At 45.2% G+C, this 18,508-nt stretch carries 13 protein-coding genes and 2 pseudogenes; 11 read left to right on the forward strand and 4 right to left on the reverse strand.

Features of this window, described 5'->3' with window-relative positions; genetic code table 11:
* Positions 1 to 10: 10 nt before the first annotated feature.
* On the reverse strand, positions 11 to 2,842 hold the full coding sequence (gene uvrA / locus ACRRS1_RS02695; RefSeq protein WP_432460844.1) for an excinuclease ABC subunit UvrA: 2,832 nt from the start codon (positions 2,840 to 2,842) through the stop codon (positions 11 to 13).
* A gap of 170 nt (positions 2,843 to 3,012) precedes the next feature.
* Between uvrA and ACRRS1_RS02700 the strand changes: the two genes are divergently transcribed.
* Both ACRRS1_RS02700 and ACRRS1_RS02705 read left to right on the forward strand, forming a co-directional pair.
* Positions 3,013 to 4,377 (forward strand): MFS transporter, encoded by a 1,365-nt coding sequence (locus ACRRS1_RS02700; RefSeq protein WP_432456106.1) that lies wholly within the window; start codon positions 3,013 to 3,015, stop codon positions 4,375 to 4,377.
* A gap of 53 nt (positions 4,378 to 4,430) precedes the next feature.
* Entirely contained in the window at positions 4,431 to 5,060 is a 630-nt protein-coding gene (locus ACRRS1_RS02705; protein WP_432454698.1) for a single-stranded DNA-binding protein, read from the forward strand.
* Positions 5,061 to 5,300: 240 nt separating this feature from the next.
* Here ACRRS1_RS02705 and ACRRS1_RS02710 read toward each other — a convergent pair.
* Both ACRRS1_RS02710 and ACRRS1_RS02715 read right to left on the reverse strand, forming a co-directional pair.
* Positions 5,301 to 5,441: pseudogene (locus ACRRS1_RS02710) on the reverse strand (transposase); the annotation flags it as partial.
* 228 nt (positions 5,442 to 5,669) lie between these two features.
* Complete coding sequence (locus ACRRS1_RS02715; RefSeq protein ID WP_432468467.1) at positions 5,670 to 6,650, reverse strand: integron integrase; 981 nt, start codon at positions 6,648 to 6,650, stop codon at positions 5,670 to 5,672.
* A 260-nt stretch (positions 6,651 to 6,910) separates the two neighbouring features.
* Between ACRRS1_RS02715 and ACRRS1_RS02720 the strand changes: the two genes are divergently transcribed.
* The 4 genes from ACRRS1_RS02720 to ACRRS1_RS02735 all read left to right on the forward strand — a co-directional run bounded on the left by ACRRS1_RS02720 (position 6,911) and on the right by ACRRS1_RS02735 (position 9,426).
* Positions 6,911 to 7,381 (forward strand): GNAT family N-acetyltransferase, encoded by a 471-nt coding sequence (locus ACRRS1_RS02720; protein ID WP_432463500.1) that lies wholly within the window; start codon positions 6,911 to 6,913, stop codon positions 7,379 to 7,381.
* Between the two features lie 30 nt (positions 7,382 to 7,411).
* On the forward strand, positions 7,412 to 8,020 hold the full coding sequence (locus tag ACRRS1_RS02725; RefSeq protein ID WP_432468465.1) for a hypothetical protein: 609 nt from the start codon (positions 7,412 to 7,414) through the stop codon (positions 8,018 to 8,020).
* Between the two features lie 2 nt (positions 8,021 to 8,022).
* Positions 8,023 to 9,015 (forward strand): DUF262 domain-containing protein, encoded by a 993-nt coding sequence (locus tag ACRRS1_RS02730; protein ID WP_432468463.1) that lies wholly within the window; start codon positions 8,023 to 8,025, stop codon positions 9,013 to 9,015.
* Positions 9,016 to 9,126: 111 nt separating this feature from the next.
* A complete protein-coding gene (locus tag ACRRS1_RS02735) occupies positions 9,127 to 9,426 on the forward strand; it encodes a hypothetical protein (protein WP_432468461.1) in 300 nt (99 codons plus the stop codon).
* A 68-nt stretch (positions 9,427 to 9,494) separates the two neighbouring features.
* Here the strand turns inward: ACRRS1_RS02735 and ltrA are convergent.
* Positions 9,495 to 10,826, reverse strand: a pseudogene (gene ltrA, locus ACRRS1_RS02740) (group II intron reverse transcriptase/maturase).
* A 1,332-nt stretch (positions 10,827 to 12,158) separates the two neighbouring features.
* On the opposite strand from ltrA, the gene ACRRS1_RS02745 reads away from it, so the two are divergent.
* The 5 genes from ACRRS1_RS02745 (at position 12,159) to ACRRS1_RS02765 (ending at position 18,401) form a co-directional block, all read left to right on the forward strand.
* A complete protein-coding gene (locus ACRRS1_RS02745) occupies positions 12,159 to 12,872 on the forward strand; it encodes a substrate-binding periplasmic protein (protein WP_432454690.1) in 714 nt (237 codons plus the stop codon).
* 808 nt (positions 12,873 to 13,680) lie between these two features.
* Positions 13,681 to 15,273, forward strand: a complete 1,593-nt coding sequence (locus ACRRS1_RS02750) for an ABC transporter substrate-binding protein (protein ID WP_432468459.1) — start codon at positions 13,681 to 13,683, stop codon at positions 15,271 to 15,273.
* 11 nt (positions 15,274 to 15,284) lie between these two features.
* A complete protein-coding gene (locus ACRRS1_RS02755) occupies positions 15,285 to 16,238 on the forward strand; it encodes an ABC transporter permease (protein WP_432468458.1) in 954 nt (317 codons plus the stop codon).
* On the forward strand, positions 16,235 to 17,044 hold the full coding sequence (locus ACRRS1_RS02760) for an ABC transporter permease (protein WP_432468456.1): 810 nt from the start codon (positions 16,235 to 16,237) through the stop codon (positions 17,042 to 17,044). The genes ACRRS1_RS02755 and ACRRS1_RS02760 overlap by 4 nt, the downstream gene beginning before the upstream one ends.
* A complete protein-coding gene (locus ACRRS1_RS02765) occupies positions 17,019 to 18,401 on the forward strand; it encodes an ABC transporter ATP-binding protein (protein ID WP_432454686.1) in 1,383 nt (460 codons plus the stop codon). The genes ACRRS1_RS02760 and ACRRS1_RS02765 overlap by 26 nt, the downstream gene beginning before the upstream one ends.
* Positions 18,402 to 18,508: the final 107 nt, after the last annotated feature.

The following is an 18,508-nucleotide window of genomic DNA, read 5'->3' on the forward strand; positions in this document are numbered from 1 at the left end:
ACCCTCTGGCTTAATGCCCTGCGAGCATCGGTTTTAAGAATCGAGCGGTATGTGAGCGAGCCTCTTGGGCCACTTTTTCCGGTGTGCCTGCAACAAGAATTTCTCCTCCCCCTTTGCCTCCCTCTGGGCCAAGGTCGACGATCCAATCGGCGGTTTTGATCACATCTAAATTGTGTTCAATCACCACAATCGTATTGCCGTGGTCGCGTAAACGATGGATCACGTCCAGCAGTAATTGAATATCATGGAAATGTAGGCCAGTGGTTGGTTCGTCCAAGATATAAAGGGTTTGTCCGGTATCACGTTTGCTTAATTCTCGGGCTAATTTAACTCGCTGAGCTTCACCGCCCGATAGAGTGGTTGCCGATTGCCCTAGTTTGACGTAGGTCAGCCCGACATCAATTAGCGTTTGTAGCTTTCTGGCGATGACTGGGACGGCATCAAAAAATGGCCGGGCTTCCTCTATCGTCATATCGAGGATCTGGTGGATGTTTTTACCCTTGTATTTGATTTCCAAGGTCTCACGGTTATAGCGTTTGCTTTTGCAAACATCACAAGGAACGTAGACATCAGGTAAAAAGTGCATTTCTACTTTAATGACGCCATCGCCCTGACAGGCCTCACAACGGCCTCCTTTTACGTTAAAGCTAAACCGTCCAGGCTTATAACCTCGAGAGCGAGATTCTTGAGTCGCCGCAAATAGTTCGCGAATCGGGGTGAAAATACCGGTGTAAGTGGCGGGGTTCGAACGAGGTGTACGACCAATCGGGCTTTGATCGATATCCACCACTTTATCCAGTTTGTCGAGGCCTTCAATGTTTTGGTAGGGGGCGATGTCTTCACCCGCTGCGCCATTGAGTTCTTTTTGGGCGATTTTATAGAGTGTATCGTTCACCAAGGTTGATTTGCCGCTGCCGGATACCCCTGTGATGCAAGTTAACAAGCCCAGAGGGATCGCTAAGTCGACGGTTTTTAGGTTATTGCCGCTGGCTCCGTTGAGTTTCAACCAGTCTTCTCCTGCTGGGTGGCGGAGCTTAGGAATTGCAATTGATTTGACACCACTCAGATATTGACCGGTGAGAGAGTCGGGAGTGTCGAGGATCTGCTGTATCGAACCTTGCGCCACCACTTCACCGCCATGCACTCCCGCCCCTGGGCCGATATCGACGATGTAGTCGGCGGCGCGGATCGCGTCTTCATCGTGTTCCACTACAATCACGGTATTGCCCAGATCCCGCAGATGATTCAGGGTAGCAAGTAAGCGCTCATTATCACGCTGGTGTAAGCCGATAGAGGGCTCGTCGAGTACATACATTACGCCGACTAAACCTGCTCCGATTTGACTGGCGAGGCGAATTCGCTGAGCTTCTCCCCCTGATAGGGTGTCGGCACTGCGCTCGAGGGAAAGATAATCAAGCCCCACATTGACTAAGAAATTTAAACGCTCACATATTTCCTTAAGGATCTTGTCGGCGATTTGCGCGCGTTGCCCCACCAGTTCCAGTGAGCCGAAAAACGTCATCGCTTCACCAATTGATTTGCGGCTAACTTCGGGCAGGTTGGTGCTACCAATAAACACGTTACGCGCTTCTTCGCGGAGTCGACTGCCGCCACAGCCAGGACATTCTTGGTTACTGATAAACTTAGCTAACTCTTCGCGAACCGCATTTGACTCGGTTTCTTTATAGCGACGGCGCATATTTGGAATGATGCCTTCGAAGGGGTGCTTGCGCACCGTGACATCCCCTCGGTCATTCATATATTTAAATTCGATGCTGGTCCGACCGGAACCATGTAGCACTAACTTTTTATGTTTGTCGCTGAGGCTGTCGAAGGGCTGCTCTAAGTCAAACTCGAAATGTGCAGCCAGTGACTTTAACATTTGGTAGTAATAGAAATTACGCTTGTCCCAACCACGGATCGCGCCACCCGCTAAGCTGAGTTTGGGGTTGAGGATGATTTTGTTATCATCAAAGAACTGGTCAACGCCTAAACCATCACAGACCTGACAAGCGCCAGCGGGGTTATTGAAAGAAAAAATTCGCGGCTCTAATTCGGTCATACTGTAGCCACACACTGGGCAGGCGAAGTTTGCCGAGAATAGTTGGCGGGTATCTCCGCTGTCCATGTCCACCAAAATTGCCGTGCCGTCGGCAAGCTCTAAGGCAGTTTCGAAGGATTCAGCTAAGCGCTGGGCTAAATCCTCACTGACACGAACTTTAAAGCGGTCGATCACCACCTCAATATTGTGTTTTTTATGTAGCTCCAGATCTGGGGGATCACTTAAGTCACAGACCTCGCCATCGATCCTGGCGCGAATAAAGCCTTGTGCAGCGAGGTTCTCCAGCGTTTTAAGGTGCTCACCTTTACGGTCGCGCACAATTGGCGCCAGCAACATCAGTTTACTGTCTTTGGGTTCTTCAAATACCTTATCGACCATTTGGCTAATGGTTTGCGCAGCTAAGGGTTGATGATGATGAGGGCAACGAGGCTCTCCCACTCGCGCATACAATAGCCGCAAGTAGTCGTAGATTTCGGTAATGGTGCCCACGGTAGAGCGTGGGTTATGCGAGGTCGATTTTTGTTCAATGGAAATCGCCGGGGATAGCCCTTCGATATGATCCACATCGGGCTTTTCCATCAGTGACAAAAACTGTCTGGCGTAAGCGGATAAAGACTCGACATAACGTCGCTGCCCTTCGGCATAAAGCGTATCAAAGGCGAGGGAAGATTTACCCGAACCCGATAAACCAGTAATCACAATTAGCTTGTCACGAGGAAGAGTGAGAGAAATGTTTTTCAGATTATGGGTGCGGGCACCTCGAATATCGATACTGTCCATTGTTACCTGATAAATGCTGCGCTAAATCGCCCAGTATTACATATTGTTGAGATAATTGCGTAGTAGATCCTAAGGATAATTATTCACACTGGGTGACAATCTTAAGCTGGTTTGACCCAGAGTGCTTGTGGTAGCATTACCGGTTCTTTATTGGTGAATATTTGATGGGTATGGCTGTAGAAGAACACTTAAATAACACCGAGAAACGTGGCGCATATTCCTTAGCTTTGCTATTTGCTTTACGCATGGCTGGCTTGTTTATGTTGATGCCAGTGTTAGCCGTATATGGCCAACAGTTAACAGATTTCTCTCCGCTATGGGTGGGGATTGCCATTGGTGCTTATGGTTTAACCCAAGCGCTGTTCCAGATCCCTATGGGTTGGTTATCTGATCGCTTTGGTCGAAAGCCGATCATTTTTATTGGTCTGAGTCTGTTTGTCTTGGGCTCGGTGGTCGCAGCGCTTGCAGAATCTATTCATGGTGTCGCGCTTGGGCGAGCCTTGCAGGGAATGGGCGCGATTGCCAGTACCGTGATGGCTTTGGCTGCTGATTTGAGTCGCGAGACGCAACGCGCCAAAGTGATGGCCTTTATAGGGGTGAGTATTGGTTTATCTTTTGCGGCCTCTTTGGTTCTAGGTCCGGTCATTTCTGCTTTCCTCGGCCTGTCGGGTTTATTTTGGTTAATTGCCGGTTTGGCGGTGTTGGCCATGTTGGTGGTGCAGTTTGTAGTGCCAAACGCAGAAGTGAAGGCGCCCAGCGGTGAAGTGAGTGTTAACCTGCGGCAAATGCTAGGATTGTTACGTAACCCTCAGTTATTGCGTTTGGATTGGGGCGTGTTTAGCTTACACTTGGTGATGACCGCGTTATTTGTGGTGATGCCACTACGTTTAGTGAATGCCGGTTTAGCCCCAGCTCATCATTGGCAAGTCTATTTACCTGCGGTACTGGTATCGTTTGTGCTGATGGTGCCGCTACTGATTATTTCGGCGAAGCGAAATCAGCAACGAGGTTATTTTATTTTTGCCATTTGTTTATTGTTGTTGGCGAATGCTTTGTTATTTGTCGACTTTCAATCGGTTGGTTTATTAGGGTTGGTATTGGCGATATTTTTCATTGGCTTTAATTATTTAGAGGCCAGCCTACCCGCCTTGATTTCAACACTGGCACCGCCGGGGAACAAAGGCGCGGCGCTTGGGGTTTTTTCCACCAGCCAGTTTTTGGGTGCATTTATTGGTGGTAGTAGTGCTGGTGCGCTATATATGGCGGGTGGTATGCATGCGGTGAGTTTGTTTTCTATCGCAGTATTGTTGATTTGGCTACTGGTCAGTTTAGGAATGCGTGCGCAGGCAGGTATAAAAAATTATTCCTTGGCGATATCATCAAGTCAACAACCTGCTCATTTATTGGCAAAACTTCAGGTTTTACCGGGGGTTGTAGAGGCAGTGGTGATCGCACAAGACAACACTGTTTACTTAAAAGTAAAAACAAAAGAATTTGAATTGGCTAGAGCATTGGATTTGCTGCGTGCAGCCTAGTATTATAGCGGGTCTTTTCTCGCCACAACAGATAGATTATAGGAGCGATATACATGGCCACTCGGGGCATTAATAAAGTAATTTTGGTTGGTAACTTGGGACAGGATCCCGAAGTTCGTTTTATGCCAAACGGAGGGGCCGTCGCCAACATTACCATTGCTACTTCAGAGAGTTGGAGAGACAAGCAAACCGGTGAACAGAAAGAGCGTACCGAATGGCACCGAGTGGTGCTATTTGGCAAGTTAGCCGAAGTAGCTGGCGAGTATCTTCGTAAAGGTTCACAAGTCTATATCGAAGGTCAATTACAAACCCGTAAGTGGCAAGATCAGAATGGTCAAGACCGCTATTCGACCGAAGTGGTTGTACAGGGCTTTAATGGCGTGATGCAAATGCTCGGTGGTCGTCAAGGTGGGCAGGGGCAATCCATGGGCGGCGCACCGCAACAAGCACCGCAGCAAAATAACTGGGGTGGACAGCAGCAACAACAAGCTGCGCCTGCTCCGGCCCCTCAGCAAGGTGGTTTCCAACAAGCAGCACCACAACAGCAACAGGCACCACAGCAACAGGCTCCTCAGCCGCAACAAGGTGGTTTTCAGCCACAGGCTAAGCCTGCACCGCAAGCCGCGCCTGCGCCACAGTTTAACGAGCCACCTATGGATTTCGATGACGATATTCCGTTCTAGGCTGGAATTGTTGTATAGTTATTAGCTCTGAAAGCCCCGTTGTACGGGGCTTTTTTGTCGCTGGAACCATAGAGTGACATAATTTACCCATAGTGTGACAAATTTGCCCCATACCTTGACATAAGGTATCTTGGTTTAAGGTTTGTTGCAGATGGGTATTTTTATGTACATCAGAAGCTTGCGAAAACCTTCACCGAATAAAAACATCTTTAAGTTTGCTAGCGTCAAAGTTAATCGTGCTAACTGAATGCGCCGCAATACGTGTTTGGCGTTACCCCGTAAGAAACCATAATCTCTCACCCGCTGTAAGCCCTTGGGTAATACATGCTGCAAGATAAGCTTTAAGAATGTGAAGGTCGGCAAGGTCATGTATGTCGTGCTGGGTAAGCATGCATCGAATGAAGAATGATGACTAACCAATAGTTTTGTCGAGTTATCGCACCACTAACGTGCTTTTGCCCCATTCCGTGTTACGCCTTCTAACGAACAACGCAATCACCCATGTTTCTTTCCATACCAAAACTAATGGTTTTGAATCAGATTTTACGATCCAAGTTTAATCACCAGCTAGAATGCAAAAACCTGTTCGATGGTCTTGTCAAAAATCATCTATTTTGCAGCTTGAACCAAGCACTCTAAAGGGCTTTTGACGCCCGTGGTATGACGACCGATAACATGCGTGTAAATCTCAGTCGTTGTTACATCCTGATGGCCAAGTAATTCTTGTATAGTTCTTAAATCAGTCCCTTGTTCTAATAAGTGGGTGGCAAAACTGTGCCTAAAGGTATGGCAACTTGCAGGCTTATTTATACCGGCATTACGCACGGCTTTGGTGACTGCTTTTTGGAGCACACTATGATGAATATGATGGCGTTTGAGCTCACCTGTTCTAGCGTCGATACACAGGCGAGTTGAAGGAAACAAAAACTGCCAAGAAAACGACCGTTGAGAATGTGGATACTTACGGGCTAACGCGTAAGACATCGTCGTTCCAGCATAATGTAGACTCATATCGTGAGCAAAAACACTTTTGCTCAGGAGAATGTTATCGCGAAGCTTTGGGATCAAGTTAGGGGGTAACAAAGTCACGCGATCTTTATTTCCTTTGCCTTGCCGTACGGTGATTGTATTTTGATCAAAATCTAAGTCTTTAATCCGTAATCTCAAGCATTCACTGAGTCTTAGTCCCGAACCGTAAAGCAGTGAAGCCATGATCTGATAATCCGCGGGTAAATTCGCAATCACTTGGCTCACTTCAGCTCGAGTAAAAACCACGGGAATGTTGACTCGTTTTTTCGCGCGTTTCGCCTGAATTCCAATCATTTCGATACGTAGTACTTTGTTATAGAGAAACATTAAGGCATTAAATGCGATGTTTTGAGTCGCCGGAGCGACTTGCCTATCGACCGCTAGATGAGTTAGAAATCGTTCAATATCAGCAGCTCCGAGCTTTGCTGGGTGCTGCTTGTGATTAAAATACAAAAAACGTTTTATCCAATGCCAATAGGTTTGCTCGGTGCGAATACTGTAATGGTGCTGATAAATCGTATTTCTAAATCGCTGCTGGAGCCGCAATGGTGTGTTTGACATGTTGCGCACTTTTCGTCTGTATATATATACAGTATTTTTAGTTTCGTTTGCGTCATTTGTCAAAGTAATCAATGATAGAAATGGATCGATGATTGATTGATTCCGAGTAAAAAACTAAGGTAGACAATGGGTTAATATCAAATCATAAATTGATGAGCGAACGTGATGAAGATCATGTTTTTTGTGATAGGACGCGCGCTCATTGAATGGGATAGACCGCACGTGCGGCCTACTTAGCGTTAAGTTTCTGGGAGACATTGATGATTATCAGGAAGATGGAAGAGAAGGACCTTGAAGCTGTAAGTACAATTTGCATGGACTCTTTTTTGCAGTCAGTTGCAGGCACATTGTCTGATGAGGGGATTAAAACCTTTTCAAATATCGCTGCGCGCGATGCATTCCTCGATAGGATGAAAGGCGATAACTTGATGCTGGTTACTGAGAACAACAAAAATATCAAAGGTGTCATCGAGTTAAAGGAAGGACGCCATGTTGCGATGCTTTTTGTTAGCCCCGAATCCCAGAAAAGCGGCATTGGAAGAAAGCTGCTTATATCCGCCCTAAATCATGTGAAGGTTGATACTGTTACCGTCAGCGCGTCACTATCTTCAGTGACCGCTTATGAAAATTATGGTTTTGAGTGCAGTGGCGAAGTGGGAGAATCAGCAGGCTTGGTTTATCAGCCTATGGAGCTCAAACTTAACAAGGCAATGCACGCGACAAGCGCGTGATTACGGCGTTATAAGCCATAAGGAAGGCATGTGGATCTAGATAGTTTTATTGCTAGTTTAAGAGAGCAAGATTCTGAGGAGAAGCTATATGATTTTTGCAGAAAAAATATCTTGCATGGTACTCCATATGTTTTTAAAGGTAATGATGATGATTTTTACGAGTTTAGAAAACGAATAGCTAAAAATTTTGATATTCCATTTCATGAAATATATGTAACAGGATCTGGGAAACTAGGTTTTAGTCCTTTCAAAAATAAGAAATTTGATCTTGACTCTGACATCGATGTTGCAATCATATCACCATTATTATTTAGCACAATAATGAGAGATATTTCGAATTATCAAATGCAATTTAGACAAAATAGAAGGGTTGTTCGAGAATCAGAATTAGGCATGTACCATGAATTTCTTGAATACGTTGCTTTGGGCTGGATAAGACCTGATAAACTGCCAACTTCATTTAGAATGCGTACATTTAAAAATAACTGGTTTGATTTTTTCAAATCAATATCATATGGAAAATCGGAAGTCGGTGATTACAAAGTTAATGCAGGTGTTTTTCAAAGCTATGAACATCTTGAGGATTATATTGTAAGTGGCTTGTCAGATGTTAAGCGTCGTCGTAACGTAAGGAAATAATAATGGCTAATCAAATAAAACCATCTGTAACAAATCCTACAATTGCAGATATATATGAAAAAATTGAAGATAATAAATTAGATTTATCACCAGACTTTCAGAGAAAATTCGTTTGGACTCATGAGCACCAAGAACAATTCCTAGATACAATTATAAATGGTTTTCCGTTTCCTGAAATATATGTGTGTCAGGGGAAGGTGGATACTAAAAAATTAAGAACTAGCCAAAAGGTAATAGATGGCCAACAAAGGCTCACTACTATAACTAATTATATTGAAAACTCTTTTGACAAGCCTCTGAAAATAGTTAAACCATTTGATGAGCTGAATGATGCTGAAAGAGAAGATTTTCTTTCATATCAAATAGTAGTTAGAGATATTGGAAAAGTAGAAGATAGTTTAGTTAGAGAAATATTTAGACGCATTAATTTAACAAAATTCAAATTAGAAGATATTGAAATTCAAAATGCTATTTATGATGGTAAGTTTATTCAAACAGCGAAAGAATTAGCTAATGATATTGAGTTAGGTGAATTTGGTGTATTTCATGATTCTGAATTTACTCGAATGGCTGATGTCCATTTCTTTTTACAAGTTATGTCAACTCTTGAAAGAGGTGGATATTATCAAGGTGATAAGGAGTTAGAAAGTTGTGTGGAAGAATTCAATGAAGAGTTCGATAACTACCATAAAACGAAGTCATCAATTCTCAAAGCATTTTCAATTATTAGAGAGTTGGAGTTGGAGCTAGATACTATTTGGTTTAGAAAGTCTAACTTTTTCACTCTTGTTGTAGAGCTTTGCTCTGCTGGAAATGTTAATTCCCACCTTAAGAAAGATTTAACTAATTTTGAACAGAATATTATGGAAAACAAACATAATAAGACTAATGATTTCGGCGTATATTACGGATGCATGTATGCAGGTACAAATAATCGAAAATCAAGAGTGACGAGAGCTAATTTGTTCAGAGAGTACGTACTGAATAGCTTATAACAAAAACCTGCAAAGGACGCAAAAAGCCAGCCCGTTTTTTGCAGGAGCAAAAGCGCAAAAAAAGGTCTCACCTTTTGCGCCCATGAGGTTGGCGTTAGGGGGCTATCACACATGGAAGTTATCGAAAGAGTTGAGGTACTCGAAAATGGTCAGTTAATTGTGGTCTTGGCAAGTGGCGGAGATTCAAGTTACCAGAATATTTATCGTGAAGCAGCTGAGGTGAATTGGGATAATAATTTGAAAGCATTTAAGTCGCCACCTCCTAGAAATTGGAGTCACTCAGATTGGTTTCATCACATTGTAAATGTCACAAAGAAATGCAGTATTAAACTAATTTTAAATAATGAAACAACTTGGGTTAACATTCCAGATAATGTGAAAGAGCAAATGCTTGTTGGTAAAACCCCCTAATCGGGTAGCCGAAGGTATCTAGCCTCCAGCCCCCACAACACCCTGCATGCGGCTCCGCACAGGGCGTTTCACTTAGAATGGTGAAGCTTAATCCATCCATCTCGAAGCGCAAATAGACCTTGGGATGCTAAATAAGCATTCGATAATGCTTGTTGGATCCCCGGTGTTTTCGAGCTTCTCCATGGGCCTTTACTGGTTATGCCACAGGCTACCGCGGCTTGAACATGTACTCCTCTACGCATCAGATTTCTTACTTTGGTTCTCGGTTTTCGCCACTGTCGCCAGTAGGCCATTCGCACTCTGCGCCTTATCCAGTGATCTAGATCTACGCACAGTTGATAGCAATTCGCGATCCCAAAGTAGTTTATCCATCCTCGCAAGTATTGGCTTACTTTAAATAGCTGATAGCCCATCGACACGCCCCAGTTACGGTTTGTTAGACGCCTAATTTGTTGTTTAAAACGGTGTAACGTTTTGGCGTGAATTTGCAGCCGTCCCGCTTTAAAGGTAAACCCTAAGAACTTACTCTTCGCCGTTTTAACCACCTGACTTTTGGCTGTATTAACCACAAGTTTTAAGCGCCGTTGTAAGTATCGACTAATGCTCGTCAGCACCCGTTCGCCCGCACGCTGACTTCTCACCAAAATGATAAAATCATCGGCGTAACGAGCAAACTTGTGCCCTCGCTCTTCCAGCTCTTTGTCTAATGGGTCGAGCATGATATTGGCCAGCAAGGGCGATAATGGTCCCCCTTGCGGTACACCTTCTCGAGTTTGCTGATAGCACTGGTTATGGATAAAACCCGCTCTTAAGTAGTGTCCAATCAGCTTAAGTAAGCGCTTATCTTGCATTCGGTGACCCAGTTTACTCATCAATAAGTCATGATTAACTCGGTCAAAGAATTTAGATAAATCCACATCTACCGCAAAACGTCGGCCTTGCTTGATGATGCTTTGCACTTGTTTCACCGCTTGTTGCCCATTCTTGTTTGGTCTAAATCCAAAGCTGTTCGCTGAGAAGCTAGGGTCAAAGATAGGCGTTAGCACTTGGGCAATGGCTTACTGGATGACACGGTCGAGCACGGTTGGGATCCCCAGTTGGCGTTTACCGCCATCGGGTTTGTCAATCTCCACACGGCGAACCGGTTTAGGCTGATACTGGCCATTACGCAGCGCAGCAGCAACCTGCTTCCAGTGTAGTTTTGCCCAAGAAGGAAATGCATCAATGGACATGTTATCCACTCCAGCAGCCCCTTTATTGGCTCGAACACCTTGCCACGCGAGCTGAATATTCTGCCGCGTTAGCATATGTTCGAATAGATGTTGGCTAAAGGTTGGCTGCGAGTTATTACGCTGAATCGCATCTACGCCGGACGGCGAATGGGTGTTCAAGTTTAACAAGGCTCCTCCTTTATTCTAAGTGTTCAGGCCTTCACCGTGTCCCAACCATTACGATGGGCGTTGGGCTACTATGCCGTCTGCTGACTTCTGCTTAATCACCGTTTGAGTTACCCCAAATAGCGCTATCGTTGTTCATCGTATTTGCTCACTTAAGTTGATGAGACTTAAGTGCCAGGCCTGTTTGAGCTAGCGGCCAAGCTAGTGAGTTTAACGATCGCCTGTTAAGCAGATCTCCCCAGATAAGAACATGTACTGTCTCTGCACTGCTGCATCATTTACGGTGGCCGTTAGATCACATGGCTTCGTTGTCTTGTGCCAACTCGCCTCCAGCCTACGCCTCATATGATGTTCTTGTTCATCAGCTCGCAGATTTGCGTCCGGCTTCCTTCAGACATTCCCTCGCGGCAATGCCCTTGCCATTCGCTAGTAGTTAGCGTTTAATAATCAAAATATTATTAAACGGTGACCTTCCTACAGAGGACTTTCACCTCATTAGTTCATGCCCATGCTGGGCGTACACAAGGCGCTTAAGTCTGATTCATGAACGCGTGCCGATTTCGCTTCGCTCAAATTATGGCACGCTTTCACTCACAGCTTAGCTTGGCGTTAACCCATAGAAATTTTTATCCGAAACAGACGCTTTAGAGTTAAGGCTTTAACTCGGAAATGTCCAAAAGTGTGTTTGGGGGGCGGCAAACATACGAAATGCACTATGCCATACTATGGTTCCATTTTATGTCAAACTATGGTTCAAATTTTGGATGTGCATTAGATGTAACGCAGGTCCGTATGTCACTTTATAGTTCCAGCGACAGGGGCTTTTTTATTGCGGACGTTTTTAGTGATCTAAATAAATCGGTTGTCGTCATCGGGAGCTGGTGGCACTTTTGGTCGTAGAACACATCTATTAAGCGTTGAGTTTAAAAATGAATGCTGATGCCATTAACTCTAGCTGCGTTAGTTTAGAGCATGCGGTTTATGGAAAAATGGCCGAAAGTTCTCCTGTTTGACGGAGCTTGGGTGGCGAACAGGCATCTTGTTTAGTCATTGTCATTTTTGTTCCGTTTCTGCGACATCAAGGGCTGTTTATATTCTGTTTCTTTTATTTCTTATTTTCACAAGCCATTGGATCCTTTGATTATAATGTGAGTATCAGTATCCCCAACCTTTCTGACCTTAATGGAACATCCGTTGCATTTGTTAAACGCTAAAAAGTAAACAAGGAATTTCTGCTTGGAATGAACTATTAACTATATAGGGAAGAGCTGGTGTCTATACCAATTCGTACCAGCGCGAACGATAAACAATGCAAATAAAAAAAGAGATATGCTCATGAAATATCACTTGTTGGTCATTGCTGTGGTGAGTGTTCTACTGACAAGCGCTGGAGTTGCACACGCGCAACAAGTCGTTATTTCGACCTTCTTGGGTGAAAATGCCACTAAAATCGTTGCCGAGAAAGTGATGATGGAGGCCTACAGGCGAATTGGTATCACAATGGTGTTACGACCACTCCCCGGCGATCGAGCCCTTCGGAGCGCGAATGATGGTAATGTGGATGGAGAGCTGTTCCGCAAGGCAGGGATAGAGCACTTATATCCCAATCTACTCAGGCTCCCAGTTCCCATCTCGGTCACTGATTTTGTGGCGATTACAAAAGACAAGCGATTCCTGGTCGACGGCTGGAAAAGCCTCCTCCCTTACCGAGTGGGTTATTTACGTGGGATCAAGTTGATTGAAGTAAACCTTGTTGAAGGGACAATATCGGAAGCAGTGAAGACATATAGGCAAGCCTTTGGGAAACTTGAGTCTGGAAGGAGTGATGTCGTGGTGACATCACGCGCTACAGGATTGATGACACTGAAAGAATTAGGGCTGACAGGGTTGGTTATTTTGGAGCCAACGTTAGTTTCAATTCAATCGTTTCATTACCTTCACGTCAAGAATAAACACTTGGTCGCTCCCCTCACAGCCGCGTTGCAACAGATGGAAAAAGAGGGAATCATTCGTAACATTCAAGAACAAGCCCAAGCCTTCCAACATTAGCTTATGCGAGGCGTTAACCCTCATAGGAGTCGCATAAAATTATTATTCATTGCACTTAACTTCACAGGAAACAAAAACATTCAAAGCATGGGCTGGCTGGTGCTCACGAGGGGCCAGCGCCTGCGGGGGCTCTGCGTAGGTCACCGAGCATGCAAAATTGATCCACTTGGTATTATCCAAAATATTTGGACTATATAGATTGGTATTCAGTAAATCAGGAACTTCAATGGACGAGTTTTCTAGACAGCTTACTATTTGGGATATGTGGAGCGAAAATAATCGAAGAGTGGTTGCTCCTCTTCTGTAGACACTTCTTTCAAATAGCCATTTAGTGTATCAAATGCTAGCTGTCTTACCTTTGCATACCATTAATTGTATCTGTTAGGTGTGATTTAGTTCAAAATGTTATAGTATAACATTTTTATATTCTTCCATTGTATTTATCGTGTTTAATTTCAGCAAGTTCCAACTCAATAAATTGCTATTACTCGTGATGCTCATACTCCCTATTGGGCTGAGTAGTCTTTCACTTGTCCATGCAATGGAGGTGGACCATGATGTTCATGAAAATCACCAGTGTGAAATTTATGATGCGATACAGAATGCCTTAAGCTGCACTATCGATTCAGAGCCTTGTTTAGATCGTGGCCAATGTTTCCTTCGGTTTAATACCTTGGAGGCAGTGGTTTGTTATAAAGAGCTTCCACGAACTCGTTCCCCACCACCATCGGCCTAACTTTTTCTCACTCGAGAACACTTAAAAAATATTCATTTATATAGCGTTAAATTAAACACGTTAGGACTTGTTATGACCGAAATATCTTATGTACGACACAAGAAACGTAAACTTGGCCTTTTGTCTGCCATGCTTATTGTCGCAGCAATCATTGCCATCACTACATTTACCAGCTCTGAAAAATCAGCAGAGTTAATTGTAGCCAATAAAACTAATACCTTGTCGATTAGTGGCCCTTGGGAGATCTCTAGCTTAGATCCTTCTAAACAAGGCTACATTTTAACGCGTCTGCAAGTGATTGAAACGCTGCTCAATGTGGACGCTCAAGGCACTCTTACAGCTGGTTTGGCAACACACTGGCAAAGAAGTGATGATGGTTTGAGCTGGCAGTTTGTTCTGCGTAAAGGCGTGAAATTTCACGACGGAAGCGAACTCGACGCGCAAGCCGTGGTGCGCTCTCTTCGTTATGCACAGCAGAAGCACGGCAGTTTGAATAAAGCTCAAGTGACGCATATTAGCGCAGTGAAAAGTAACGAAGTCAAAATTGACTTAGCCAAGCCTTATGCCGCCTTTGCTGCTTTGCTCACCAACTACTCCAATGCCATTTTATCTGAAAAATCTTACAAGCCTGATGGGACGATTGATGCGCTTTATGGCTCAGGTCCCTATCAAATGGAGAGCTTTTCACCACCTCATAAACTGATGGTGAAAAAATTTGCTGGGTATTGGGGGCAGAAGGCACAGATCAGTTTTGTAAGCTACTTAACGGGTCATCGTGCCGAGAGCCGAATTTTGCAAGCAAAATCGGGAGAAGCCGATATTGTGTTCACTTTAGACCCTTCGATGCTTAGTCAACTTGAAGGCAGTGGTGAAGTTAAGGTTCATCATAACCTGATCCCACGAACCATGTTTGTGAAGCTCAATGCGGGCCATCCATTCCTGCGGGATCCGAAGGCTCGCCAAGCGCTGAGCATGGCGTTGGATCGAGCCGCAATTGCTAAAAATGTACTGCATGCAGAAGGTTCAGAGACTGCGCAGCTGATGCCCAGCTCGATGTCACAGTGGTTTATTCAAGGTATTGATAACAATCCATACCACTTAGAGCAAGCACAGGCGATATTGGCAAAATTGGGCTGGCAACGGAATGAGTCAGGCTTATTAGAGCGTGCTGGTCAGCCATTTAAACTAACCATGATGACTTACGCAGATCGCCCAGAGTTAGCCTTGGTTGCCACTGTGATCCAGGCGCAATGGGCCAAATTGGGGGTCGCGCTTAAGGTCGATGTGACCAACTCCAGCATGATCCCCGCAGGCCATACGGATGGCTCCTTAGCAATGGCGCTTATCGCACGTAACTTCGGTTTTAGTGCCGATCCGCTGCCGATTATCAGTAGTGACTTTGCCAATGGAGGGGGAGATTGGGGAACCATGAATTGGAGTAACCCAGGTGTAGACCGCGCGATTGCTAAGCTGCTTGAATCAAATGACGCTGAGCAATCATTTGAGCTGAGTCAGAAGGTTGCGCAAGAAATCTATCAAGATGCACCAGTGTTACCCATTTCAAGCTACAGCCAATATACATCGGTTAATACACGAGTGAAGCACTTTAAGTTTGACCCTTTTGAGCGAAATTATTTTATTAATCAGATGTACTTCGAGCAATAGGGAAGCAAGTCATGTTGTGGGATCTAGCTAAGAAGCGCTTATATCAATTGATCTTGGTTGCTTGGGGGGTCGGTACACTGACCTTTATTTTAATGCGCAGTTTACCGGGAGACATGGCCTATCGAATTGCGGCCAGTCGTTACGGGCAAGATAATGTTGATTCAGCGGCGGCAGAACTTGTTCGCCAAGAATTGAATCTGGATCAAGCTTGGTTTGGTCAGTACCTAAGTTGGTTATCAGACCTTATGCAGTTCAACTTAGGCAATTCACTGGTGAGTGGCTTGCCTGTGAGTGAAACGGTACTGCATCAATTGGGTCACTCATTACTGCTTGCTGGTTTTGGCATTGCATTATCAGTGGCGATTGCGCTGCCTTTAGGCACTTTAACCGCCAAGGAAGTATTCGCGAAAAAGCGCGGTGTATTGAATTTATTGGTGGTGTGGTTCTCTATTTTCACTCGTGCGATGCCAGTATTTGTATTGGGCCTGATCCTGCTTCTGCTGTTGGCGATTGAATGGCCCTTATTACCGGTTGCTGGTTTTGGTACTTGGCGACACCTTGTTCTGCCAAGTCTTACCTTGGCGATCAGCTTGGCCGCCGTATCAAATCGAGTGGTTCACCGCAGTGTTGCTCAGGTGCTTGGTTCGGCTTTTTATCAGTTCTCTCGGGTAAAGGGTTTAAGCGAAGGGCAAACCTTTTTCCGCCATGGGGTGAGAAATATGGCGCTGCCAATTGTTGCCTTTATCGGCATTCAGTTAGTGAGTGTGATCGAAGGGATTGTGATGATCGAATCTCTGTTCTCTTGGCCCGGAATTGGGCATGGACTTGCGCATGCAATCTTTGCTCGAGATATACCGCTTATCCAAGGTTGTGCGCTGACAATGGGAGTTCTGTTTGTTGTACTAAACAGCCTGATTGATGTGCTGTGTTATTGGATTGATCCCAGAGGCCTACAAGAAAAATGATGAAGCAATTTAATATCAATCAAAAGATTGGCTTAATGATATTACTGGGCTTGTTTATTTTCTCGATACTGGTGGGGGGCTTCTCTCCCTATAGTATTGATGAACAAAATCTCTCCAGTCGTTTACTCTATCCTAATGCTGAGCATTGGTTGGGCACCGATCATTTTGGCAGAGACATGATGACGCGTTTAGCCAGTGCGATTGGTCTGTCATTCACGCTGGGGCTGCTGTGTGTCTTTAGCGCTTCAATTTTGGGGGTAACACTGGGGGTTTGCGCCGCTTGGGCGGGGGGACGTATTGAACAAGGCCTGGATATTTTAGTGAATATCTTGCTGGCTCTACCTGGCTTGGTACTTGTGTTATTGCTGTCCGCGATAGCTCCGGGTTCGTTTTTGGTGATGTACCTTGCCATCTCATTGGTTCAATGGCTTGAGTACTATCGCGTGACACGGGCCATTACTCGAACCTTAATGGATAGCCCACAAAGACAAGTATCGGTCATGATGGGCTTTGGTAAGTGGTATCAGTTTAAGCGCCATATCTGGCCTGCAGTTGCACCTTCGGTCTCGACGATGGCGGCCTTTGGGGGAGCTAACGCGATCTTAATGATGGCATCACTTGGTTTTGTGGCTGTTGGGATTCAGCCCCCACTAGCAGAACTGGGGTTGATGAGTGTTGAGTTATTCCCATTCTATATTGAAGCGCCGTGGATATTGGCTCAACCGCTGCTGGTGGTCGCTCTATTGGTGCTAGGTTTTCATTTATTGGCAGGAGCGAGTCGTGAACCTCTTAATTCAGCTGACTGATCTTTCGATTAAAACAAAACAGCTAGAGCTGCTGCAGCCCTTGTCATTTAAGCTATATCAAGACAAACCGGTGACGATTCTGGGTCAAACTGGCTCAGGTAAAAGTTTATTAGCTCAAGCCATTGTTGGTTTACTCCCCAGTGAATTGTCACAGCAAGGTCAGGTTGAGGTCTTCGGTCAAACTCACGACCGCAAGTCGCTGATAAGCTTATGGGGGAGGGAGGTGATTATGCTGCCTCAAGAACCGTGGCGTGCCCTCGATCCTTTAATGCCAGCTTACCAGCAAGTGTCAGAGGTGTACCAGTGCTTACATGATTTAGATGAAGAGGCTGCATTTTATCGCGCGCTAAAAGATTTAGAGCGAGTTGGCCTAAAAAGCAGTGCCTTAAAACGGCCAGGACAACTCTCTGGTGGTATGGCACAGCGCTTAGCTGTGACCTCTGCAACGGCGGGAGGCGCAAAACTTGTTTTGGCCGATGAGCCGACCAAGGGGCTTGATGTTAGTCGTCGAGATGACATTATTCAAGTCCTGATGAACAGTGCCCAAGGTGGCGGTTTGCTTACCATCACTCATGATATTGAAGTTGCTCGTCAGATTGGCGGGGACATTATTGTGATGAAGGAAGGGGTGGTGGTCGAGCAGGGAAGTGCGCAACAAATCTTAAATCATCCACAGCATGCATACACCCAATTACTGATTGCGGCAGATCCTCGTCATTGGAAAGCGCGTGACTACCCGATGATTGAGAAGAAGCCAGTACTTGAAGCGAAGCGTTTAGCGATCGGTCGCAATGGCCTTGCGCTGTCAAATGGGATCAACTTTACCATTCACTCTGGAGAGGTGGTGGGCGTGGTGGGTGATAGTGGCTGTGGCAAGAGCACCTTAGGTGATACTTTGCTGGGCTTGCTAAAGCCGATTGAAGGTTCGGTCAAGCGTTTGAGTGAAGAGGCTAAACCTTATCAATGGTTGAAGCTGTTTCAAGATCCTCCCGCTGCATTGACTTGCAGTGTCACGCTTGGGGTGTTGTTGGAAGACTTGGTTAAACTTCATCAAATTGAGCGCCAGCGAGTTGCGATTTTAATGAGTAAATTAAACTTAGCGCCAGAGCTTTTAGAGCGCCGCAGCACGGAAGTTTCCGGGGGAGAGCTGCAGCGTTTTGCCATTTTGCGCGCAATGCTGCTCGAGCCGGTATTCTTGTTTGCGGATGAGCCGACGTCTCGTCTTGATCCGATCATCGCCAAGGAGGTGATTGAACTATTGGTTGATTTAGCGAAAGAGCAAGGTTGTGCGCTGTTATTCGTTAGTCATGACCCCTATCTGATTGAAAAGCGCTGCGATACGGTGCTGCGTTTGTAAACGACAGGAACATCTTTACTCAGAGTCGAGGTGATTTAGGCGGGCGCTTCAATCATCTCGACTTCACATCGGCTCTGCTGAATCAGGACTTTTAGTTCACCAGCAGG

The organism is Agarivorans sp. Z349TD_8 (assembly GCF_050870825.2).
Lineage (GTDB): Bacteria > Pseudomonadota > Gammaproteobacteria > Enterobacterales > Celerinatantimonadaceae > Agarivorans.

Coding starts and splice junctions, on each gene's coding strand:
- ACRRS1_RS02735 (WP_432468461.1), top strand. CDS start 9,127: ATGGAAGTTATCGAAAGAGTTGAGGTACTCGAAAATGGTCAGTTAATT.
- ACRRS1_RS02730 (WP_432468463.1), top strand. CDS start 8,023: ATGGCTAATCAAATAAAACCATCTGTAACAAATCCTACAATTGCAGAT.
- ACRRS1_RS02755 (WP_432468458.1), top strand. CDS start 15,285: ATGTTGTGGGATCTAGCTAAGAAGCGCTTATATCAATTGATCTTGGTT.
- ACRRS1_RS02760 (WP_432468456.1), top strand. CDS start 16,235: ATGATGAAGCAATTTAATATCAATCAAAAGATTGGCTTAATGATATTA.
- ACRRS1_RS02705 (WP_432454698.1), top strand. CDS start 4,431: ATGGCCACTCGGGGCATTAATAAAGTAATTTTGGTTGGTAACTTGGGA.
- ACRRS1_RS02750 (WP_432468459.1), top strand. CDS start 13,681: ATGACCGAAATATCTTATGTACGACACAAGAAACGTAAACTTGGCCTT.
- ACRRS1_RS02720 (WP_432463500.1), top strand. CDS start 6,911: ATGATTATCAGGAAGATGGAAGAGAAGGACCTTGAAGCTGTAAGTACA.
- ACRRS1_RS02700 (WP_432456106.1), top strand. CDS start 3,013: ATGGCTGTAGAAGAACACTTAAATAACACCGAGAAACGTGGCGCATAT.
- uvrA (WP_432460844.1), bottom strand. CDS start 2,842: ATGGACAGTATCGATATTCGAGGTGCCCGCACCCATAATCTGAAAAAC.
- ACRRS1_RS02715 (WP_432468467.1), bottom strand. CDS start 6,650: ATGTCAAACACACCATTGCGGCTCCAGCAGCGATTTAGAAATACGATT.
- ACRRS1_RS02745 (WP_432454690.1), top strand. CDS start 12,159: ATGAAATATCACTTGTTGGTCATTGCTGTGGTGAGTGTTCTACTGACA.